Origin of the sequence: Saccharothrix sp. ST-888 (assembly GCF_000955975.1) — a bacterium.
Lineage (GTDB): Bacteria > Actinomycetota > Actinomycetes > Streptomycetales > Streptomycetaceae > Kitasatospora.
Genome location: NZ_JYJF01000033.1, coordinates 1 through 20,685 on the forward strand (window position 1 = coordinate 1; position 20,685 = coordinate 20,685).

The following is a 20,685-nucleotide window of genomic DNA, read 5'->3' on the forward strand; positions in this document are numbered from 1 at the left end:
GAGTAGAGACTCTCCAACTGCGTCGACCCGTACGCCTGCGAGCTGTAGCCGGTCACCGGCGCGTACAGCGGGCCGTCGAGGTAGCTGCGCTTGTAGGCGAGTTCACCGCCGGTCGGGGTGGAGCCGGTCACGGGCCGGCCGCCGGCCAGGATGTTCCCCAGCGGCTTGCCGTACCGCTCGATCGCCAGCCGGGCGTTCGCTGGATTGCTGTCGTACGAGTCCGCCTTGGCGACGGTCAGCCAGGTGGCGCGCGCCATCAGGGCCAGCACCAGCAGCAGGCAGAAGGTGGCGGCGCGGCGCAGCGGCCGCTGCATGGCGTCACGGGGGGTCGGGGTCTTCATCCGTATCCTGTACGGCCGCCGAGCCGGGCTCGTGGACGGCGGCCTGGTCACGGCCGTCGGTCCCAGGCGGCCTGGCGAATTCGCGTCTTCCGGACAGACGGACGCCCGGTGCCCGCGCCCCAGTTCCCGATGCGACCAGCGCCACACCCGGCCCGGCCACGGGTGGCGTCGGCCCGCCGCCGATTGACCCGATTCGGGTTATACGTATAACTTGGCAGACGATCCCACCCTTCCCCCTGCCGCTTTCCCCTGCCGCCCCGAACGGGAGAACCATCCGCCATGGGCTACCTCGCCCTGCTCCGCGCACCCCATGTGACCCGCCTCCTGTTCGGCACCCTGCTCGGCCGCCTCCCCGCCGGCATGACCGCCCTGGTCATCGCCCTGGCCCTGCGCGAGGCGCACACCCCGTACAGCAGGATCGGCCTGGCCACCGCCGCGTACGCGATCGCCGCCGCGATCGGCGGCCCCGTCCTCGGCCGGATCGTCGACCGCACCGGACAGCCCCGGGTCCTGCTCGGCTCCGCCGTGGTCGCCGGACTCGGCTACGCCCTGCTCGCCCTCGCCCCCGGGTCGCCGATCGCCGCTCCCGCCGGCGCCGCGATAGCCGGACTCGCCATGCCGCCGCTCGAACCCTGCCTGCGCGCCCTGTGGCCCGCCGTGGTCGAGGAGGAGCAGCTCGACACCGCGTACGCCTTCGACTCCGCCTCCCAGCAGATCCTCTACGTCGCGGGCCCGCTCGCGGTGGCCGGGATCTCCGCGCTCTTCGGGCCGTCCACAGCCCTGTGGACGGCCGCCGCGCTCGGCCTGATCGGCGTCCTGGTGGTCGCCACCGCCGCACCCGCCCGCGCCTGGCGGGCCCCCGTCCGGGAGTCCTCCGCCGGACTGCTCGGGCCGCTGCGCTCCCCCGGCCTGGTCGTGCTGCTGATCGGCCTCGCCGGCGCCGGCTGGGCCGTCGGCTCGCAGAACGTCCTGTTCATCGCGTACGCCGAGAACCACCGCGGCGGCCTGCCCGGCGGCGCCGGGACCCTGCTCGCCCTGGCCGCACTCGGCGGACTGCTCGGCGCGCTCGCCTACGGCGCGGTCAGGTGGCGCAGCACCACCGCCACCCGCACCTGGGTGATCGCCCTCGCCATGGGCGCTTCTTATTTGCCCCTGCTCCTGCTCCCCGGCCCGATCCCGATGGCCGCCCTGGCCTTCCTCTCCGGCATCGGACTGGCCCCGCTGCTCGCCGCCGCCTTCGTCCTGGTCGCCGAGCTCGCCCCCACCGGCACCGTCACCGAGGCCTTCGCCTGGCTGGTCACCCTCTTCGCCACCGGCAACGCGGCGGGCTACGCGGTCTCGGGCGCCCTGGTCGCCGACTCCCTGCGCACCGTCGCGCTCTGCGCCACCGCCGGCATCTGCCTCGGCGGCCTGCTGCTGCTCGGCACCCGCCGGCTCTTCCACCCTGCGCTGCCGAGCTCACCCGATCCGGCGAACGAGCCGGTGCCGGTCCCCTGACCGCCCGGGACACCTAGCATGGGTGACGAGCGAAGGAGGACCGGCATGACTCTCACCCACCCCGAGCAGCAGATGACGTCGCTTCGCCGGCTTGCCGAGCAGGCCGAGCAGGCGACCGGCCTGCGCGCCGAGATCATCCGAGGGGTCCTGATGATGTCGCCCACGCCCCGCGGGGCTCATGCCGGGGTCACCCGCCTGCTGCGCAACCAGCTTGAGGCGCAACTCGACAACGAACTCGGCGCCTTCGAGGTGGTCTCGATTGCGATGCCCGAAGACCCGAACGACTACGCGACACCGGACATCACGGTCCTGCCGGTAGCGTTCGGCGAAGCAGACGACTGGCTGGCCGACCCCGCCGACGCCGAGCTCGTCGTCGAGGTGGTCTCCAAGGGCAACAGCCGCAAGGACACCGACGACATGGTCGACTGGTACGCGGCCGCAGGCGTCCCGGCCTACCTCCTGATCGATCCCAGGAACGGCACCTGGATCCTGCACGGCGATCCGCGCGACGGCACCTACCGGTCGGCCGTGCCCGGTCGGTACGGCGAGGACATCACCCTGCCCACGCTGGACGGTCTGACCCTCTCGACCAGCGCCCTCCCCCGGTACCGGAGCTGACTCAGCCTCCGGCCGCCGCCGTGGAGCTGCGCACGACCAGAGTGGTGGCCAGGGGCCCGGTCGCCGGAGCTTCCTCGCCGCGCAGCAGGGCGGCCAGCGCGGCCACGCCCACCCGGCCGAGCGCCTCGCCGGGGAGGTCGACGGTGGTGAGGGGCGGGGCGAGAAGGTCGGCCACCGGGATGTTGTCGATGCCGACCACGGAGATGTCGGCCGGGATGCGCAGGCCGAGGTCGGCGGCGGCCTGGTAGAGGCCGGAGGCCACCACGTCGTCGTCGCAGATCACCGCGCGCGGCCGGTCGGGCGCGCCGAGCAGCTGGTACGCGGCTGAACGGGCGGCCCGCTGCCCCTCGTTGAGGGTGACCCCGACCTCGACCACCTCAAGTCCCTTGGCGGCGGCCTCGAATGCGGCCTGCCGGACCCGGAAGGTGTACGCGGAGTGGGTCGAGCGCAGATGGCCGATCCGCCGGTGGCCGAGGCCGACGAGGTGTTCGACGGCGGCCCGCATGCCGCCCGCCACGTCGAGTTCGACGGTGGGCCTGGCCCGGCTGCCCAGCAGACCCGAGGGGTCGGCGTCGAGGAACACGGCGGGGGTGTCGGCGGGCAGTTCGCCGAGTTGGCTGTCGTCGGGCGAGCAGATCAGCAGACCGTCGAAGCGGCTGGTGGTGGCCGCTTCGGCGAGCGTCGCACTGCCCCAGCCGGAGCTGACCACCACGGCCAGGCCGTGCTTCCCGGCCTCCTCGTGGACGCCGACCAGCACCCGGCCGAAGAACGGCCCGAGGATGTTGGGTACGGCGAGCAGGATCATCCCGCTACGGCCGAGCCGCAGTTGGCGCCCCGCCGCCTGCGGCCGGTACCCGAGGCTGCGGGCGGCCTCGCGGACCCGCTCCCGGGTGGCCTCGGAGACCCGGTGGCCGGACTCGGAGCCGGAGAAGACCAGCGAGACGGTCGCCTGCGAGACACCGGCCAGGCGTGCCACGTCCCGCCCGGTGGGCCTGCGCCCGGGCACGGGAGATCCGCCCTCCGACCCTGCGGGGTCGAGGGCGGCGGGATCCGAGGTCGGGTCTGCGGCGGTCACGGTGCTGATCGGGTCGGCGGTACGGCAGCCGGCTGTCAGGCCTGCGCGGTCACCGAGCGGGCGGCCTCGTCCGCCGCGTCCTCCTCGGCGTTCTGCGCGGCGATCCGCTCGGCGGTGCGGCTGCGCATGCCGGAGACCTTCTCGGAGATCTGGGCCGACATCTCGTCCCGCTGCCTGCTGAGCAGCACATAGCTGAGCGGGGCGGACACCAGTGCGGCGAGCAGCACCAGGAAGACGATTCCGGTGGCGCCGGCCACCGGGATCACCTGGAAGTGGCCCAGCAGCAGGGCGACCATCAGGCAGCCGAGGAAGATGCTGGCCCGCATGGAGGTGTAGCGGAGCGTGGCGTGCTTCCTGCTGCTCACGTTGCTGCTCACGGTTGACGTCCTTACTGCGTGGGTGCGGCCGGCCGGTCGGGGCGGCGCGGTGTACGCGCCGGTCTTCCAGTGAAGCATGCCTCACAGTCGGCCCCGCAGGGCCACCCCGGCCGGGCCCGCCCGCCGCCGGAGGCCGGCGGGCGGGCCCGGCCGGTGCCGGATCAGCGGAGGTCGAGCCACATGGTGACGTCGTCGCGGTCGTCGCCGGGCGCGACCCGGATCGCGCCCGGTACCCGGCCGACCTCGACGTACCCGCAGCAGCCGTAGAACTTCTCCAGTCCGAGCCCGCCGCGCAGGGTGAGCCGCAGGCCGTCCAGGCCCCAGCTCCGCGCGATCCGCTCGGCCTCGGCCATCAGGTCGGCGCCGTAGCCGCGGCCCTGGAGCTTCGGGTGCACCATGACCCGCTTCAGCATCCGCCAGTGGTCCATCAGCTCGAAGCGCATGTCCTTGAAGAACAGGACTCCGGCGAGCATCCCCGTCCCGGTCTCATGGGCGACCAGCAGCCGGTCGGGCCGGCCCGGGCCGACCCCGGCGAACTGCCTCTGCGCCCTGACCCGGACCTCGTCCTCGGTGACCGGCGGCACGAAGCCGACCGCGCCGCCGGCGTTGCTCACCTCCGTCCAGAGACTGACGATGTCGGCCTGCAGCCCGGGGGTCAGGTCGGGATCCAGAGTGAAGGTCAGCGTCATGGGTCCAGAGCCTAACCACCCATTACGACAGTGCCGTTACGGGCCCGCTTCGACCGGCACCGGCCGACGGTGGCGGAGTCTCCCGGACGGGTGCGGAAGCCGGAGCGGATGGCGGCACGTCGTACGCACCCCGAGCACGGCACGGGCCGCCATCCCTCCGGGGCGCGGGCCCTGAACCCGCGCACGCGCGCTCCGCACTCGCCGAGGAGCACACCCGGGCGACCGGCAGCCACAGATATCCCCCTGCTGACCCGGCTCGGATGCTCCCTCGACGTCCCCTCGCAACGGAGAGCTGCACCCAAGAGTGATCAGTCGGATACGTCACGTCAATGGGTTGTCTGAAATTCGGAATGGTTGCGGCGCATTTCCCGACCGGGTGGTGCGCGGTCCGCGCGACGGAGGCGCGGATGGCACCCGCCGCACCTCGCGCGCCTGCTGCGAGGCAACGATCATGACGCGGCGTCAGAGTGCCGCACCGAGGAGCGCCACGGCGGCCGGCCCGGTGGCCGGAGCGGCGCTCGGATCAGCGGGCGTACGCGCCGGCCGCCGGGGCCTGCTCGGCCGCGTGGTCGGCCGCCGGGGTCGGCCCGATCTCGCACCAGACCCGCTTGCCCGAACCGTCCGGGTACCAGCCCCAGCGGTCGCAGAGCATCTCGACCAGTTCGAGCCCCCGGCCGTTGGTCGCGTCCCCGGGCGCGTGCCGGGGCGCCGGGGCGGTCCGGCTGGCGTCCGCCACCTCGACCCGCACCGCGACGACTCGCGGCGCCTCCATGCCGTCCACACCCGGACAGCAGAGCGGCATGGAGAGCCTGAGCACCGCCGGACAGCCGGTGTGCACCACGGCGTTGGTCACCAGCTCCGACACCACCAGGACGATGGTCTCGGCGAGCTGCTCGTCCGGCTCCACTCCCTGGCCCTGGAGGCGCGAGCGCACCCATCGGCGCGCCCGGCCCACCTCTGCCGGGTCCGCCTGGACCGCCAGCTGTACCTGAAGTACCTGCACCGCTCCACCACCCGCACTCGCAGTTCGGCCACTCTCCCGGCTGCCCGACCCGGGCAGCAGGGCACTTGATCACGCCGGTCCGGCAGGCCACGAGCGTCCCGAGGCCCGATCGGACTGCCCATGGCTCGAACCGCCCATGGCTTCGTCACGAATACGCCTCAGGATGATCCGGCAGATCGGACGCAGCAAGCGCTTCGGGCATATTCCAGCGATCGAGGGACAGTGCAGTGCATACTGTCCCGCTCACTCTGACGAGCTTCGCACCGGCGCTCGTCCGGTGGACCGACGAGGCCCGGTTCACACCCTGTGCACGAGCGTAACGAACGTACCGCCACCAGCCCCGGATCCGGTGATCGCCACGAGCGAACCACCCTTCCTACATCTGTCCACGGTCCGTCGAACATCGACATCGACTGCATTATCACTATCTGACGATCAGACACATTTCCTCCTCTTCTTCCGAGGATTCCCCCACGGCCCGGAAAGGCTCCGGGATAACGTGGGGCCGAAGGCGCAGAGAAACACCCAGCCGCAGGGCACCGGCCCAGCAGACCGGACCCGATCCACGGACGAGGGAGGGGCCATGGCCGCTGCCGCGTCCAGCCCGCGTCGGACCGCCCCGGAGTGGGACGAGCAGATCCGGTGGCGCCTCGCGCGCGGCGAGGAGACCGCCCTCGGCGAGCTGTACGACCGCTTCGCACCGCTGGTGCACGGCCTGGCCGGCTGCATTCTGGAGGACCGCAAGGCCGCCCAGCAGCTCACCCGCGAGGTCTTCGCCCACCTCTGGGAACACCCCGAGTCCTTCGACCCCGCGCAGGGCTCACTGCGCTCCTGGCTGGGCGCGCTGACCCGCCGTCGGGCCCTCGACCGGCTGCGCCTGCTGCACACCGACGACCGCGAGCTCCAGGCCCGGGCCGGTGCGGCCCGGACGCAGTACGTCGTCGAGTCCCTGCCCGACCCGCTGCGCGAGACCCTCGCGGTGACGTACTTCGACGGCCGCACCTACCAGGAGACGGCCCTGCGGCTGGGCATCAGCGAGCAGGACGCCAAGCAGCGCATCCGGCTCGGGTTGCAGCTGCTGGCCGGCGCACTCGGCCGGGACGACGGCGAGGGCGCCAGCGAGGGCGACAGCGAGGAGACCGGCGCGGGCAGGAGCGCGGACGGGAGCAGTGGCGGAGTGCCCGGGAGCGCGGTGGCACGCGAACGCGCCGGGCGCACCGAACCGGTAGGTCCGGACGCCGGGCGCACCGGCGCGGAGCCTGCGTGCCCGGTGCGCGCACATGCGGAGCGCAGGCGGACGGACGCGGCGGGGGCGAGCACATGAGCGTCGACGGCGCGCAGCACGAGGCCCTGCGCTCCCTGCTCGGTGCCTGGGCGTTGGACGCCTGCCCGCGCCGGGAGGCCGCCGAGGTCGCCCAGCACCTGACGCTCTGCCCGGAGTGCGCCGAGGAGGCCGCCCGGCTGCGGGACGCCGCCGCCCGGCTCTCCGCCGACGACCCGCTCGACCCGCCCGGGTCGCTCCGCCAGCAGGTGCTCGACTGGTGCCTGGCCCGGCGGCCCGCCGGACTGCCCGTCCCGGCCTGGGCCGCGCCGTACGCGACCGAGACCGCCAAGCTGGACGCGTTGCTGCGCGACCTGGGCCCCGAGGAGTGGCAGGAGGTCGCCGAACTCCCCTGGCACGGCGGGCTGCAGCGCTGGCGTCCGGCCGAGGTGCTCTGTCACCTCACGGCGGTTGACGGCCTGCTGGCCCCCGCCCTCGGACTGCCCGACCCGGTGGCGGGGGCGGCCGAGACCGCCTCCGCTGCGGACCTGGTGCCGCTGCCGAGCGGACCGGCCGGTCCGGCGCAGGCGCCGCCGCAGGACGGCGGGCGGCTCGGGGTGCTGGAACGCAGTGAGCGGCTGATGGCCGACCGGGCCGGGTATGAGCCTTCGGCCGTCCGCTCGATGTGGCGGCGGCAGAGCCACGCCCTGGTCCGCAGCGCCGCGTTGAAGGCCGACGGGGCCGCTCCGGTCGACTTCGGCTTCGCCACCGTGCCGCTGCGCGACGCCTTCCTCGACCGGGCCTTCGAGTGCTGGATCCACGGGGACGACATCGCCCGCGCGGTGGACTACCCCTATCCGCCACCGGTCCCGAAGCACCTGCGGTCCATGATCGACCTGGCCGCCCGGATGCTCCCGTTCGCGCTGGCCGCGCTGCGCCGGCCCGAGCCGCCACCGGCCGAGGCCGGCGGGTCGCCGGTACCCGGGCGGGTGGTCCGGATGGTCGCCGACGGGCCGGGCGGCGGGGAGTGGCTCATCCCGTTGGACGGCCTCGAGTCACCGCCGGGCCGGGCCGACCCGGTCGCCTCGATGGTCCTGGACGGCCTGGACTTCTGCCGCCTGGCGGCCGCCCACCACGACCCCGACCACCTGATGGTCGGGGAGTTCGGCGACCGGGCCGCGATCCGGGAGGTCCTCCGGGCCACCCTGCTGCTCTCCCGGCCGTAGGGTCCGTCCCGTCCGGGGCGGTCGGCCGGCGGTCAGCCGAGGACGACGGTGCGGCTGCCGTTGAGCAGCACCCGGCGCTCGCTGTGCCACTTCACCGCGCGGGCCAGCGCCTGGCACTCGACGTCCCGGCCGAGCGCCACCAGCTGGTCCGGTGTCACGTCGTGGGTGACCCGGGCCACCTCCTGCTCGATGATCGGGCCCTCGTCCAGGTCGGCGGTGACGTAGTGCGCGGTCGCACCGATCAGCTTCACGCCCCGGGCGTGCGCCTGGTGGTACGGCTTGGCGCCCTTGAAGCTCGGCAGGAAGGAGTGGTGAATGTTGATCACGCGGCCGGAGAGCGCCTTGCACAGGTCGTCCGAGAGCACCTGCATGTAGCGGGCCAGCACGACCAGGTCCACCCGCTCCTCCGCGACCAGGTCGAGCAGCTGCTGCTCGGCCTCGGCCTTGGTGTCCTTGGTGACCGGGATGTGGTGGAACGGGACGCCGTACGACTCGGTGAGCTCACGGAAGTCGGTGTGGTTGGAGACCACGGCCGCGATCTCGATCGGGAGGGCGCCGATCCGGGTGCGGAACAGCAGGTCGTTCAGGCAGTGGCCGAACTTGCTGACCATCAGGATGACGCGCATCCGCTCGTCGGTCGGGTGGATCTGCCAGTCCATCCGGAACGAGGCGCCGATCGCGGCGAAGCTGGCGCGCAGCTTCTCGGTGTTGACCGGCTGTTCGGCCGAGAAGTGCACCCGCATGAAGAACAGTCCGCTGTCGCCGTCGCCGAACTGCTGGCTGTCGATGATGTTGCAGCCGGTCATGAAGAGGTAGCTGGAGACCGCGTGCACGATCCCCTGCTTGTCGGGGCAGGACAGCGTGAGGACGTACTGGGTGCTGGCCGGCTGCTGTTCCACGGTGTGGGGTTCCCGTTCTGAGGTCGGTGGGTGCGCAGGCGGTCCAGGGTGTCACATATCGGACGCCGCTCGTCGCACTGCCCGTCATCCGGAACGCGCTCCCCGCCGGGGCGCGGGACCCCGTGCGGGCCGGAGAGCGGGGACGGTCGGCGCCCGCCCCGCGAGCGGCTGCCCGCGCCCTGCCGGGCACCGCCCCTGGACGGCCGCCCCCGGCGGCTAGACGATCCTGGTGAGGATGCGGAGCACCTCCAGCGAACGCGGCGCCGCGTCCGGGTCGTCGCCGTCGCTCACCGCCAGCGCCACATGCGCCTCACGGGCCGCCCGGACGGCCTCCGGCCAGTCCGGGTGGGCCAGGTAGCTCGCGGCGGGGGCGTCCGCGCCGACGGCGTGCAGGATGCGCAGCACCCGGAGGACCGCATGGTCCACCAGCGCCGCCTCGGCGGCGTCCCGGAAGATGGTGCCGACGTACTTCTCGGCCGACCAGCGGTCCAGCCAGGTGTCCTCCACCAGCCGGTAGACGGCGTCGGTCACATCGCCGTAGCCGCCGTGCCCGGCCAGCCAGGTCTGCTGCTGGAAGGCGGGGTCGGACAGCATGTGCAGCGCGGAGCGGAGTCGGGATCGCCAGCGCCACCAGGGCAGGTCGTTGAGCGGCATGCCGCCCATCGTGCTGGAGCGGTGCGCGCCACGAGAAGAGTTTCGGGCAGACCGGTACGAAGAATCTGAAGTGGCGGACATGAGCAACGATCGTACGTTCCCCCACGGTTAGCCCTCTACACGCGCTCTACACGCGTCGTTCCATGATCACACCTGGAGTTCCTGGTCAGTTGGTCCGGCATTCACCCGACGTCCCTCTCCCTGCACCCGGCCCGGTCAAGGCTGAACGGCGCCGTACGCGAGTGACCCGGGAAGGGGCACACCAGCATGGAACCGAGCGGACATCCCGAACAGCGGCACTCGACCGGTGCCCGGCGGTCCGTGCGCCACCCCCGGCGCACCTTAAGGGCGCTGGCCGCGACCGCCGCGCTGCTGCCCGCGCTCCTCACCGCCTCGGCCTGCGGTGGCCCCGCCGACGCCGTCGCCAACGCCGACCGGCCGGTGACCCTGATGACCTGGGCGCCCGCCGACACCGGTTCCGCCGACCGGCCCGGTATGACCGCACTCGCCCAGGCGATCGGCCGCGAACTCAACGCCACGGGCGGCCTGGCCGGCCACCCGGTCACCATCCTGACCTGCAACGAGCACAACACCGCCGACGGCGCCACCGCCTGTGCCCAGCAGGCGGTCACCGCCCACGCCGTCGCCGTGGTCGGTTCGTACAGCCAGTACGGCAGCAACTTCATCCCCGCACTGGAGGCCGCCGGGATCCCGTACATCGGCGGGTACGGGCTCTCCACCCCGGAGTTCAGCAGCCCGCTCTCCTACCCCGTGGACGGCGGGCTGCCCGCGCTGATCGCGGGCAGCGGACTCCAACTGGTCGAGGCGGGCTGCCGGACGGTCACCCTGATCCGCCCCGACACCCGGGCGGGCGACACCCTGCTCGGCTACCTCGCCGGGGCGCTCAAGTCCGCCAACGTCAAGCTGGTCGACCTCAGGGCGCCCGAGCAGTCCAGCGACTACGCCGCCATCGCGGCCAAGGCCATCGGCGGGGACAGGCCAGGCAGCTGCATCACCAGCGCACTCGGCGCCGAAGCCACCTCCAACCTGCTCGACCCGTACCGGCGGCTCGGGCCCAGGAACACCGTGCTGGCCTCGGTGATCGGCAGCTTCCAGCAGTCGGTGGTCGACTCCACCGGCGGCGACAGCGGGCCGCTCGGCGGCGCCTACGCGACCGGCTGGTACCCGCCCGAGAGCTCGCACGTCTGGGACGCGCTGCGGGCGACCGTGCACGGGTACGGCAGCAGCGACGCCCCGATCGACGTCTCCGACCCCGGCGTGCAGACCACCTGGGTCGCGTATGAGGTCGTCCGGCAGGCCGCCGCACGGATCGGCGACGGGAAGCCGCTCACCACGAAGACGCTCCGCAACGTCCTGGACGGCGGCGAGCCGATCGACACCGCCGGTGCCACCCCGCCGCTCGCCTGGGGCACGACCAGCATGCTGGCCAGCGCGGACTCGCCCCGGCTGGTGAACACCTCGGTCACCTACCAGCAGGTCAAGGACGGACGCCTGACCGAGCCGCACCCGGGCTTCGTCGACGTCCGCTGGGTCCTCGCCGGCGACAAGCCGCCGGCCTAGGCACCCGTCCGGCCGGACCGCCGCCGTCCCCGGAACGGCCTCGCCGGCCCCGGGCTCAGAGCTCGCTCTTGTCCTTGGTGGGCAGGCCGGTCTGGGACGCGACGGCGTTCCAGAGGGTGGCGGCCTGGGTCTTGGCCGTGGTCGCCGTACCGCTGGCGTCGTTGGCCGCCTTGAGGTGCGGGTTGTCCTTCTTGGACGGGTCGCAGGAGGCGATCGAGTCACCGGCCCAGCCCGCGTACTCGCGGTCGGCGGTGGCGGACGCCTGCCAGGCCTTCTGCAGCTGCTCGACCAGTTGCGCGCCGCTCGGGAGCTTGTCGACCTTCAGCCCGTTCAGCCCGGCGACCAACTGGTCACGCTGGGCGGCCGCCTGGGTGAGCGCCTGCTGCGAGTCCGGCAGCTGCTGGCACTTGCCGACCGCGTCCACCGCCCCGATGACGGCCTGGCGGCTGGAACTGGCCTTGCCCAGCAGGTCGGAGAGCGCCTGGGCCTGGGCCTTCAGCGCCGGGTCGGCCGCCGCGGCGCTGCCACCGGCGGACGGCCTCGCCGAGCTGTCGGCGACCTTGGCCACCGGCGTCGTCTTGGCGCCGGTACCACCGGTCGTGTTGTCACCGCCGCTCATCAGCAGGGCGGCCACCACGGCCACCACCGCCACTCCGGCGACGGCTGCCCCACCGATCAGCAGCTTGTTGGAACGACGCCCGCCGCCGTCCTCCACGCTGGGCGCGTACGCCGGGGGCGGGGGCGGGAAGCCCTGCGCGGGCGCACCCGCGTACGGCTGCTGCGGCGGCCCGAACTGCTGGCCACCGAAGGTCTGCTGCCCGCCGTACGAGGGCTGGCCGCCCGCCGGACCGCCCATCGGCGGCTGGCCGGGCACGCCCTGCTGCCCGCCGAACGACTGCCCCGGGCCGCCGAACTGCTCAGGAGCGCCGAACTGCTCCGGAGCACCGAACTGCTGCTGCCCGCCGAAGGACGGCTGCTGGGCACCGAACTGCTGCTGCCCGCCGTACGAGGGCTGCCCGGCCGCCGGACCGCCCATCGGGGGCTGGCCCGGCATCGGCTGCTGGGGCAGCCCGCCACCGGCCGCCGGGTCGCCGGCCGGGTACGGCGGCAGGTACTGCGTCGCCGCGGCCGTGTCGGGCTGCGGCAGCTGCCCGCCCTGGTGCGGCACCCCGCCGCCCCCCAGGTACTCGGGACCGCCCTGGAACTGCTCGGTGGGTACGTCCTGCTGCTGCGGTGGCGGCGCGCCCTGCGCACCGCCCGGCTCGGGGCGGAACAGGTCGTCCAGGTTGAAGTCGTTGGAGCTGGAGTACGAGCGGCGCTGGCTCAACGCGATTCCTCACCTGTGCGTGGCACCTGGCATGCGCGGGCAGGCGACGGCAGCCGGGCGGCACCCTGCCGCCCGCACCGTCTCAACCGCGTCTGCACCCGGGCCTTCCTCGGTTCTTCCGCGCGCTCGCTGACGGCGGACCACGACTACTCGGCACGCTCGGCGGCGCTGACGACGCCGGACGACGCTTCTCACGCCGAATATCGGGCCCACGCTACCTGTTCACCGGCACGGGTGACTACGCGGGCCGGTCTTCTCTCACGCGGCCTCCACGTCGACACGGGCCTGGAACTCCCTGACCACCCGGTTGTCCCGGTACGGTTCGAGCCTGCGCCGGAAGTCGTCCAGGTACTCCACCCCCCGGTTCGACCGCAGCCCGCTGAGCAGCCGGACGGCCTGCGCCCCGGTCTCACAGGCCCGTTCCACATCGCGCTGCTGGAGTTGGGCGGTCGCCAGCAGCACCAGGTCCACCGCCCGGCGCCGGACCCGGGTCGGCGGGTGGAGTTCGAGGGCGGTGCGGGCGTAGCGCTCGGCCTGGGCGGCCTGCTCCAAGTCCCGGTGACAGTGCGCCAGCTCGTCCGCCAGGTACGCCTCGTCGAAGTGGACGATCCAGTCGGGGTCGTCCTCCGGGTTGCGCTGCTCCATGGCGGCCAGCGCCTTGGTGGCCACCGCCTCGCAGGAGCGGGCGTCGCCGAGCAGGGCGTGCCCCCTGGCCTCCGCCGCGTAGAACATCGCCATCGCCGTCGGGGTGGCCACCGAGCGGGCGCCCTCCTGTGCGGCGCGGGCGAGTTGGGCGATCTCGCGCGGGTTGCCGAGGGTCGCCGCCAGGTGGCTCATCGAGGCGGCGAGCACATAGCCGCCGTACCCGCGGTCGTCCGCCGCCTGGGCGAGCCGCAGCGCCTGGATGTAGTACCGCTGGGCGAGGCCGGGTTGGCCGGTGTCCACCGCCATGTAGCCCGCCAGCTCGGTGAGTCGGGCGACCGCCGCGAAGAGCTGACGCCCGGTCTCCTCCCGGTACGCACCGCCGATCAGGCCGGAGACCACGCTGTTGAGGTAGTGCACCACCACCGGACGGACGTGGCCGCTGCCGAAGCGGTGGTCCAGCTCGACCAGCATCTGGGTGGTCGCCCGGATCGCCGCCACGTCCGCCGGGCCGACCCGGGGACCGCCGGCCCTGGCCACCACCGGGTCGGGCGGGGTGATCAGCCAGTCCCGGCTGGGCTCGACCAGCGCGGAGGCGGCCACCGTCGCCCCGGTCAGGAACTCGCGGCGGCCGACGTCACTGCGCCAGAGCTCGCAGACCTGCTCCAGCGCGGCGCTCAGGGTGGGCGCGAACTGGAGCCCGACGCCGGAGCTGAGGTTCTTGCCGTCCGCCATACCGATCTCGTCCACCGTGACGCTCCGGCCGAGCTTGCGGCCCAGCGCCTCGGCGATCACGGCGGGTGCCTGGCCGCGCGGCTGCTGACCACGCAGCCACCGGGCGACCGAGGTCTTGTCGTAGCGCAGATCGAGCCCGTGCTCGGCGCCGCAGAGATTCACCCGCCGGGCAAGGCCGGCGTTCGAGCAGCTCGCCTCCTGGATCAGCTGCTGCAAGCGCTCGTTGGGCTGTCGTGCGACAAGTGGTCTCGCGGCCATGGGTTTCGCCTCCCCACGCCCCCGGCCCTGACCGGCGGGCGACGATTCTGCATGCTCTGGTGCCGACGTGCCGACCGGTTAAGGCTTCTGACCCCAGATTAGCGATCAGCAACACCTGCGGGATACCCACGGTGACGACCCCACTCCCCGCGCGCCCTGCCAAATGCCCCTGTGCGCCCCCTGCTGCGCCGGGCGCGACCCCCATTCGACTGCACTGCGCCCTACCGAGGTTGGGAGCTCTCACCGGTACGGGTGACATCGCGTGCGGCACGCTGACCTCCCCGGCCCCAGCCGTAACCCCACTCACAGACGGTAGTTGAGCAGCACGTGGAAGACACCCCAGGAACCCAGGAGCAGGATCTGCCCCCACTGCTCATCGAAGCCGTCAGATACGCAGAGGACCGTCACTGGGAAGTCGCCCCCGGCGCATGGCTGATCGAGGGCGACGGTGCGACGCGCTGCTCGTGCGGTGAGCCGAACTGTGCGCTCCCCGGCGCACATCCCACCAGCGCCGACTGGCGCCGCCGGGCCAGCGCGGGCCCCGGCGTGGTCAGGCGGTGGTGGACGGAGAACCCGTCGGCCTCGATCCTGCTGCCCACCGGGCGCGCCTTCGACGTCCTGGACGCCCCTGAGGTGGCCGGCTGCCTGGCGCTGGCCCGGATGGAGCGGATGGGCCTGCAGCTGGGGCCGGTGGTGGCCGTACCGGCGGCGGCCGGGCAGACCGGGCGACGGCTGCACTTCCTGGTGCTGCCCGGGGTGCAGAGCAAGCTGCCGGAGCTGCTTCGCAAGCAGGGCTGGGCCGCCGGCCGGCTCGACCTGGTGGCCCGCGGCGAGGGCGACTTCATCGTCGCCCCGCCGTCCCGGGTCGGCGCGTACCGGTTCGCCCAGTGGGCCCGGCCGCCGTCCGCGCTGAACCGCTGGCTGCCGGACGCCACCGAGCTGATCAGCCCACTGGCGTACGCCTGCGGGCGGGGCGGGGCGGCACCGGCCGCGCCGCGGACCCAGCCGGTGGCGGTGCGCTGAGACCTCCCCGGTCGGCCGTCCGGCCGCACGTGGACCACCGCCCTACGCCTATCGGGTGAGGGGCGGCGCTGCGCGACACCACGCGCGCACCTGACGGGCCTTGTCTCCCACCGGAGACAGGGCCCGTCAGACGCATGTGCGGATAAGAGATCGGTGTACCCGATCGCCCATCGCGAAAGCCCCTCGTACGAGTGACAGCGCTCAAGGATTGCGGTGATCTGCCGAGGGGAGGAATTCCGACGAGAGGGGCGGTCCGAGAGAACAGGAAGGCGGCGCAGCAGCGGGACACCGGGGCCGGATCAGGCACCAGGGGGCAGCAGGACCGGGGGATCACCGGGAGGGCGCTCGGACGGGGAAGCCGAGCGTGGTGAACGGGGAGAAGCCGGGGGGCCGTGACACGGATCGCGCTCGGGGCGGTCGGGTGGCACGGGCCGGGGGATCAGGGAGGGAAGCGGGGAGGGCCGCGGAGCCCGGTGCACGGGGATGCACCGGGCTCGCAGGCATTCGTCCCGGGCGACGGGGTGGCCGCACAGGCAGGGCATGCGGGGCAGCCACCGGACCGCCCCGAGGGTGCCGCCGGAACCTACGACTGCTGGAACCTACGACTGGGTGACGAAGACGTGGGCCGTGATGTCCTTGCCCAGCTCGGCCGGGCTCTCGCCGCTGCCGACCAGCAGGCCGCCGATCCCGGTCGCGACCTGCACCGTCGCGCCCGGACGGACACCGGCCCGGCGCAGCGTGCGCATCAGGTCCTCGTCGGTCTGGATCGGCTCGCCGATCCGGCGGACCACGACGCTGGTCCCGCCCTCGCCGGGCTGCACCGCGTCCAGGGTGACCAGGGCGGCGTCGAAGCCCTCGCCCTCCGCCTTGGGGTCACCCAGCTCGTCCAGGCCGGGGATCGGGTTGCCGTACGGGGACTGGTTGGGGTGGCCGAGCATGGCGAGCACCTTGCGCTCCACGGTCTCGCTCATCACGTGCTCCCAGCGGCAGGCCTCCTCGTGCACCTGCTCCCACTCCAGGCCGATCACGTCGACCAGTAGGCACTCGGCGATGCGGTGCTTGCGCATGACCCGGACGGCGAGCCGGCGGCCCTCCTCGGTCAGCTCGAGGTGGCGGTCACCGGCGACCTGCAGCAGGCCGTCGCGCTCCATCCGGCCCACGGTCTGGCTCACCGTGGGGCCGCTCTGCTCCAGGCGCTCCGCGATCCTGGCGCGCATCGGGGTGATGCCCTCTTCCTCCAGCTCCAGGATGGTCCGAAGGTACATCTCAGTGGTGTCGATCAGCCCAGACATCGCAGCCGGCTCCGTTCATCGGTGTCCTCACGCCAATTCTGACGTACTGCGGGGACAACCAGAGCCGCCCGGACCCTGTGCCCAGGGCATTTCGTCCCTGTTGACAGCAGGCCACCGCAGGCCGCACGGTGCTCGCCGTAGCTTTCTCCATTGCTTTTCCCGAACTGCGGTCCGGACCGTCCCGACCGCACAGCACGGTACGGAGATCTGATGAGCGACCTGGTCGGGCAGTACTTCGATGCCGCGGTGGCCCACCTCCAGCGAATCCGTACCGAGGAGGCCGGGGCCATCGAGCAGGCCGCATCGCTGCTGGCAGACGCGGTGGCGGAGGGCCGGCGGATCTTCACCTTCGGCGCCGGGCACTCCTCCCTGCCCGCCCAGGACGTGGTCTACCGGTCCGGCGGGCTCGTGGTGATCAATCTGCTGAACGTGCCCGGCATGATCGGGGTCAACGTGATGCCCGCCCCGCTCGGCAGCGCGCTGGAGCGGGTCTCCGGCCTCGCTCCGGCGACGCTCGACCTCACCCCCGCCCGCGAAGGAGATCTTCTCTTCGTCATCTCGCTCTCCGGCCGCCAGGTCATGCCGATCGAGCTCGCCCAGCACGCCAGGTCCCGCGGACTGCGGGTGATCGGGGTCACCTCGCTGGCATACCCGGGTGCGGTCTCCTCCCAGCACCCCTCCGGGAGCTATCTCAAGGACCACTGCGACGTGGTGCTGGACAGCAAGATCGCGGTCGGCGACGGCGAGCTGTCCCACCCCGACGCCGGGACCGGCTTCGGGTCCGTCTCCACCGTGGTGACCAGCGCGCTGATGCAGGCCGTGGTGGCCTCGGCGGTCGGCAAGCTGGCCGACAAGGGCATCACCCCGCCGCTCTTCCGCTCCGGCAACGTGGACGGCGGCACCGAGTGGAACGCCCGGATGATGGCCGAGAACGCCGACCGGATCTACTACGCGTACCCGGCGGGCCCGTCCGGACAGGGGTGAGCCGAAGGCCCGCGCCGGGTTGCGGAGATTGGCCGGACAGGACGCGTACCGACCTCCCGTCCGGGGCAGTACGTACCTGCTGAGGTCACGGCGAGGAGGCGGTGGGGGCCGACATGGCAGCGGGGTCAGGGCGGTCGAACCGGCGCTTCGAGGAGCGCGAACTGCTGCCCGAGCTGTTCTGGACGGCCGACTCCTCCTCCTTGCAGGGGCAGCGGCGGGCCGTCGCGCTCTCCCGTTGGGAGCTGCTGCTGCTGGTCGCGGCGGCAGCCGCCGGTTCGGCGGACGGCAGGCTCTGGGCCTGGATCGCGGCCCTCGCCTACCTGTGCACCGTCGTCATGGCCGCCGTGGTCAGCCGCCAGAACCCGCAGGGCCTCTGGTACGAGGGCCGGGCCGCCGCCGAGTCGGTGAAGACACTCTCCTGGAAGTACGCCGTGCGCGCCGACGCCTATCAGCCACCGCCGCGCACCCTGCCGGATGCCGAGCGGCTGTACGACGCGCAACTCGGGGGGATCGTCGGCCAGTTCGGCACCACCCGGGCGATCCCGCAGTTCGACCGGGTGCAGGCCGAGCTGTCCGCCTGGCGCGGGCCCCTTCTCGGCCGCCCGGCCCACCACCCGCAGATCACCGAGACCATGGCGGCGCTGCGCGAGCAGCCGCTGGCGGTCCGCCGCGAGGTCTACCTGCGGGAGCGGGTGCAGACCCAGCGCGACTGGTACCGGGCCAAGGCCCGGCAGTGCGCCAACGCCAGCCGCTGGGCCAACCTGCTCGGCATCGCGCTGCCGCTGCTCGGCCTCGGGCTGGCGGTCCTGCGGGCACTCGGGTACTTCAGCTACGACGCACTCGGCACGGTCTCCGCCGTCGCCGCCTCGATCGCCGCCTGGGCGCAGCTGCGCCAGTACCGGCCACAGGCCGCCGCTTACGCCTTGGCCGCCTCCGAACTTGCCGTGGTCGAGGCCCAGTTGAGCGGCCTGGAGCTGGAGTCCGGGGAGGCCGAGGAGGTCTGGGCCCGCCTCGCCAGGGACGCCGAGGACGCGATCTCGCGGGAGCACACCACCTGGCAGGCGCGCCGCGAGGTCCGCAACCTGGACGTGGCAGGGTGACGAACCCCCGCAGTGGGCATGTACCGGACAGCACTTCCTCGGAGGCACGGGGCACCGCGCCAGCGCCGCGGGCGGCCGCCGGAACATCCGGCGGACCCGACTACGCCCCCAGGAGGCGCCTTCAGGATCCTTGCCCGCTGACGAAGGAGAGACCGGTGGCGGAACTCCTGGTCCAGGTCGCCGACGGCCGCAGGCTGGCGGTGGACACCCACGGACACATGCAGGGCCGTCCGGTCTTCCTGCTGCACGGCACCCCCGGCAGCCGGGTCGGCCCGCTGCCGCGCGCCTCGGTGCTGTACCGGCTGAGCGTCCGGCTGATCTCCTTCGACCGTCCCGGGTACGGGGACTCCACCCGGCTGCCCGGCCGCCGGGTGAGCTCGGCGGCCGCCGACGTGACGGCCATCGCGGACGCGCTGGGCATCGGCGAATTCGCCGTCCTGGGCCGCTCCGGCGGCGGGCCGCACGCGCTGGCCTGTGCGGCCCTGCTGCCCGACCGGGTGACCAGGGTGTCCGCGCTGGTCAGCCTGGCGCCCCGGCACGCCGAGGGGCTCGACTGGTACGCCGGGATGACCGAGGCCAACCGGCACGGCTACAGCGAGGTCGAGCGCGGCCCGCACCGCTTCGTCGACACCTTCCAGGTCAGGTCCCGGAAGATCAAGGACGACCCGGCCGCCCTGATCAAGGGTCTGGTCCCCGAACTCCCGCCCACGGACCGGACGGTGGTCACCGACGCGGGCATCCGCCGGATGCTGCTGAACACCTATCGCGAGGCGTTCCGGTACGGCGCGTACGGCTGGATCGACGACGCCCTGGCCTTCATCAGCCACTGGGGTTTCAAGGTGGAGGACATCGGTGTCCCGACCAGGCTCTGGCACGGCGCCGACGACCAGTTCTCCCCGGTCGGGCACTCCCAGTGGCTCGCCGACCACATCCCCGGCGCCGAGCTCTACCTGGAGCCCGGCGCCGCCCACTTCGGGTCCCTGCGGGTGATGGCCGAAGAACTCAGATGGGCGGCGGGCTCGGCCAGGTGACCCCTGCTGGCAGGGAGCAGCCTTCCGGGGCCCCGCAGTGGCCCGGACCCCGGCGGGCTACCCCCGTGCCCCGGCCGGGCCGACCGGGGTGAGCGGGTCCCGGCCGGCCAGGACGGCGAGCACGTTGTCGACGGCCAGGCCGCCCATGGCCTGCCGGGTGCGGACGGTGGAACTGCCCAGGTGCGGTGCCAGTACCGCGCGTTCCTGCGCCAGCAGGGCGGCCGGGACGGCGGGTTCGCACTCGAAGTTGTCCACGGCGGCGGCGAACAGCGCACCGGAGTCCAGCGCGGCGGCCAGCGCCTCCTCGTCCACCACTCCTGCGGTCATGCTGACCACGACCGCACCGGCGGGCAGCCGGGCGAGGCGCTCGGCGTCGAGCAGGTGCCGGGTGCCGGCGTTGAGCGGGCAGGTGACCACCAGCACCTGGGACTGCGCGAGCAGTTCCTCCAGCGGGAGCCAGCGCGGACCGTCCTCGGCGGCGACGGCCGGCCGGGTGCGGTTGTGGTAGCCGACCGGCATGCCGAAGGCGGCGGCGCGGCGCGCCACGGCCTGGCCGATCCGGCCCAGGCCGAGGATGCCCAGCGGGGTACCGGAGAGTTCCATGCCCAGCAGGAAGTTGGGCGCCCAGGCCCAGGGCCGCCCGGAGCGCAGCCACCGCTCCCCCTCGCCGAGCCGCCGGGTGGCGGCCAGCAGCAGGGCCCAGGCCATGTCGGCGGTGGCTTCGGTGAGCACGCCGGGGGTGTTGCTGACCGGGACCGCGCGGGCGGCGCAGGCGGCGAGGTCCACGTTGTGGGTGCCCACCGCGTGGTTGGCGACCAGTCGCAGGCCGGGGCCGGCCGCGTCCAGGAACTCGGCGTCCACCACGTCGTCCAGGGTGGTGACGACCGCCGCCTTGCCCGCCACGGCCTTGAGCAGCTCGGCCCGGCTCATGGGCAGATCGTCGTCGTGCAGGGTGACGGCGCAGAACGGCGTGAGCCGTTCCAGCACCCCCGGTGCGAGTCGGCGGGTGACAAGGACGGGAGGCAGCGGCGAGGTCTCGGTCACAGCTCGGCAGCGTACCCGCCGCTCGCCG

General features: G+C 73.3%; 19 protein-coding genes and 1 pseudogene. 9 read left to right on the forward strand and 11 right to left on the reverse strand.

Annotated elements, in window-relative coordinates; genetic code table 11:
* Window positions 1-341 (reverse strand): annotated as a pseudogene (locus UK12_RS13465) (penicillin-binding protein 2); the annotation flags it as partial.
* A gap of 279 nt (window positions 342-620) precedes the next feature.
* On the opposite strand from UK12_RS13465, the gene UK12_RS13470 reads away from it, so the two are divergent.
* Window positions 621-1,838: an MFS transporter gene (locus tag UK12_RS13470; protein WP_045303158.1), complete on the forward strand. Its 1,218-nt coding sequence runs from the start codon at window positions 621-623 to the stop codon at window positions 1,836-1,838.
* Window positions 1,839-1,883: 45 nt separating this feature from the next.
* On the forward strand, window positions 1,884-2,456 hold the full coding sequence (locus tag UK12_RS13475; RefSeq protein ID WP_082119576.1) for a Uma2 family endonuclease: 573 nt from the start codon (window positions 1,884-1,886) through the stop codon (window positions 2,454-2,456).
* A gap of 1 nt (window position 2,457) precedes the next feature.
* On the opposite strand, the gene UK12_RS13480 is transcribed toward UK12_RS13475, so the two are convergent.
* From UK12_RS13480 to UK12_RS13495, 4 genes are all read right to left on the reverse strand, one after another.
* On the reverse strand, window positions 2,458-3,531 hold the full coding sequence (locus tag UK12_RS13480; RefSeq protein WP_156178699.1) for a LacI family DNA-binding transcriptional regulator: 1,074 nt from the start codon (window positions 3,529-3,531) through the stop codon (window positions 2,458-2,460).
* Between the two features lie 35 nt (window positions 3,532-3,566).
* Window positions 3,567-3,908 (reverse strand): DUF4229 domain-containing protein, encoded by a 342-nt coding sequence (locus tag UK12_RS13485; protein WP_197084825.1) that lies wholly within the window; start codon window positions 3,906-3,908, stop codon window positions 3,567-3,569.
* 161 nt (window positions 3,909-4,069) lie between these two features.
* Window positions 4,070-4,597 (reverse strand): GNAT family N-acetyltransferase, encoded by a 528-nt coding sequence (locus UK12_RS13490; RefSeq protein ID WP_045303161.1) that lies wholly within the window; start codon window positions 4,595-4,597, stop codon window positions 4,070-4,072.
* A gap of 523 nt (window positions 4,598-5,120) precedes the next feature.
* Complete coding sequence (locus UK12_RS13495; protein WP_045303162.1) at window positions 5,121-5,600, reverse strand: ATP-binding protein; 480 nt, start codon at window positions 5,598-5,600, stop codon at window positions 5,121-5,123.
* 583 nt (window positions 5,601-6,183) lie between these two features.
* Here UK12_RS13495 and UK12_RS13500 point away from each other — a divergent pair.
* Both UK12_RS13500 and UK12_RS13505 read left to right on the forward strand, forming a co-directional pair.
* Window positions 6,184-6,924 (forward strand): sigma-70 family RNA polymerase sigma factor, encoded by a 741-nt coding sequence (locus tag UK12_RS13500; RefSeq protein ID WP_063838252.1) that lies wholly within the window; start codon window positions 6,184-6,186, stop codon window positions 6,922-6,924.
* Complete coding sequence (locus UK12_RS13505) at window positions 6,921-8,087, forward strand: zf-HC2 domain-containing protein (protein WP_045303163.1); 1,167 nt, start codon at window positions 6,921-6,923, stop codon at window positions 8,085-8,087. Before UK12_RS13500 ends, UK12_RS13505 begins: the two co-directional genes overlap by 4 nt.
* A gap of 32 nt (window positions 8,088-8,119) precedes the next feature.
* Here UK12_RS13505 and purU read toward each other — a convergent pair whose 3' ends face one another.
* Both purU and UK12_RS13515 read right to left on the reverse strand, forming a co-directional pair.
* Entirely contained in the window at window positions 8,120-8,986 is an 867-nt protein-coding gene (gene purU, locus UK12_RS13510) for a formyltetrahydrofolate deformylase (RefSeq protein ID WP_045303164.1), read from the reverse strand.
* 216 nt (window positions 8,987-9,202) lie between these two features.
* Window positions 9,203-9,640 (reverse strand): SCO4402 family protein, encoded by a 438-nt coding sequence (locus UK12_RS13515; RefSeq protein WP_231591188.1) that lies wholly within the window; start codon window positions 9,638-9,640, stop codon window positions 9,203-9,205.
* 267 nt (window positions 9,641-9,907) lie between these two features.
* On the opposite strand from UK12_RS13515, the gene UK12_RS13520 reads away from it, so the two are divergent.
* Window positions 9,908-11,221: an ABC transporter substrate-binding protein gene (locus UK12_RS13520; protein WP_045303166.1), complete on the forward strand. Its 1,314-nt coding sequence runs from the start codon at window positions 9,908-9,910 to the stop codon at window positions 11,219-11,221.
* Window positions 11,222-11,276: 55 nt separating this feature from the next.
* On the opposite strand, the gene UK12_RS39675 is transcribed toward UK12_RS13520, so the two are convergent.
* Window positions 11,277-12,548: a hypothetical protein gene (locus UK12_RS39675; RefSeq protein ID WP_052681856.1), complete on the reverse strand. Its 1,272-nt coding sequence runs from the start codon at window positions 12,546-12,548 to the stop codon at window positions 11,277-11,279.
* A gap of 258 nt (window positions 12,549-12,806) precedes the next feature.
* Complete coding sequence (locus UK12_RS13530) at window positions 12,807-14,183, reverse strand: hypothetical protein (protein ID WP_045303167.1); 1,377 nt, start codon at window positions 14,181-14,183, stop codon at window positions 12,807-12,809.
* A 327-nt stretch (window positions 14,184-14,510) separates the two neighbouring features.
* On the opposite strand from UK12_RS13530, the gene UK12_RS13535 reads away from it, so the two are divergent.
* Complete coding sequence (locus tag UK12_RS13535; RefSeq protein WP_045303168.1) at window positions 14,511-15,206, forward strand: bifunctional DNA primase/polymerase; 696 nt, start codon at window positions 14,511-14,513, stop codon at window positions 15,204-15,206.
* A gap of 599 nt (window positions 15,207-15,805) precedes the next feature.
* Here UK12_RS13535 and UK12_RS13540 read toward each other — a convergent pair.
* On the reverse strand, window positions 15,806-16,498 hold the full coding sequence (locus UK12_RS13540) for a metal-dependent transcriptional regulator (RefSeq protein WP_045303169.1): 693 nt from the start codon (window positions 16,496-16,498) through the stop codon (window positions 15,806-15,808).
* Window positions 16,499-16,708: 210 nt separating this feature from the next.
* Here UK12_RS13540 and UK12_RS13545 point away from each other — a divergent pair, with 210 nt between their 5' ends.
* From UK12_RS13545 to UK12_RS13555, 3 genes are all read left to right on the forward strand, one after another.
* The gene (locus tag UK12_RS13545) at window positions 16,709-17,482 is read left to right on the forward strand and encodes a sugar isomerase domain-containing protein (RefSeq protein WP_045303170.1); all 774 of its coding nucleotides are present in this window, start codon (window positions 16,709-16,711) and stop codon (window positions 17,480-17,482) included.
* A 113-nt stretch (window positions 17,483-17,595) separates the two neighbouring features.
* Entirely contained in the window at window positions 17,596-18,582 is a 987-nt protein-coding gene (locus tag UK12_RS13550; RefSeq protein ID WP_045303171.1) for a DUF4231 domain-containing protein, read from the forward strand.
* Window positions 18,583-18,737: 155 nt separating this feature from the next.
* Entirely contained in the window at window positions 18,738-19,613 is an 876-nt protein-coding gene (locus UK12_RS13555; RefSeq protein ID WP_063838253.1) for an alpha/beta fold hydrolase, read from the forward strand.
* Between the two features lie 57 nt (window positions 19,614-19,670).
* On the opposite strand, the gene UK12_RS13560 is transcribed toward UK12_RS13555, so the two are convergent.
* Entirely contained in the window at window positions 19,671-20,657 is a 987-nt protein-coding gene (locus UK12_RS13560; RefSeq protein WP_197084826.1) for a 2-hydroxyacid dehydrogenase, read from the reverse strand.
* Window positions 20,658-20,685 lie beyond the last annotated feature (28 nt).

Bases quoted from the DNA above. Each gene is read 5' to 3' on its own strand.
- UK12_RS13470 (WP_045303158.1), top strand. From the start codon at position 621: ATGGGCTACCTCGCCCTGCTCCGCGCACCCCATGTGACCCGCCTCCTG.
- UK12_RS13475 (WP_082119576.1), top strand. From the start codon at position 1,884: ATGACTCTCACCCACCCCGAGCAGCAGATGACGTCGCTTCGCCGGCTT.
- UK12_RS13490 (WP_045303161.1), bottom strand. From the start codon at position 4,597: ATGACGCTGACCTTCACTCTGGATCCCGACCTGACCCCCGGGCTGCAG.
- UK12_RS13500 (WP_063838252.1), top strand. From the start codon at position 6,184: ATGGCCGCTGCCGCGTCCAGCCCGCGTCGGACCGCCCCGGAGTGGGAC.
- UK12_RS13505 (WP_045303163.1), top strand. From the start codon at position 6,921: ATGAGCGTCGACGGCGCGCAGCACGAGGCCCTGCGCTCCCTGCTCGGT.
- UK12_RS13515 (WP_231591188.1), bottom strand. From the start codon at position 9,640: ATGCCGCTCAACGACCTGCCCTGGTGGCGCTGGCGATCCCGACTCCGC.
- UK12_RS13520 (WP_045303166.1), top strand. From the start codon at position 9,908: ATGGAACCGAGCGGACATCCCGAACAGCGGCACTCGACCGGTGCCCGG.
- UK12_RS13530 (WP_045303167.1), bottom strand. From the start codon at position 14,183: ATGGCCGCGAGACCACTTGTCGCACGACAGCCCAACGAGCGCTTGCAG.
- UK12_RS13540 (WP_045303169.1), bottom strand. From the start codon at position 16,498: ATGTCTGGGCTGATCGACACCACTGAGATGTACCTTCGGACCATCCTG.
- UK12_RS13545 (WP_045303170.1), top strand. From the start codon at position 16,709: ATGAGCGACCTGGTCGGGCAGTACTTCGATGCCGCGGTGGCCCACCTC.
- UK12_RS13550 (WP_045303171.1), top strand. From the start codon at position 17,596: ATGGCAGCGGGGTCAGGGCGGTCGAACCGGCGCTTCGAGGAGCGCGAA.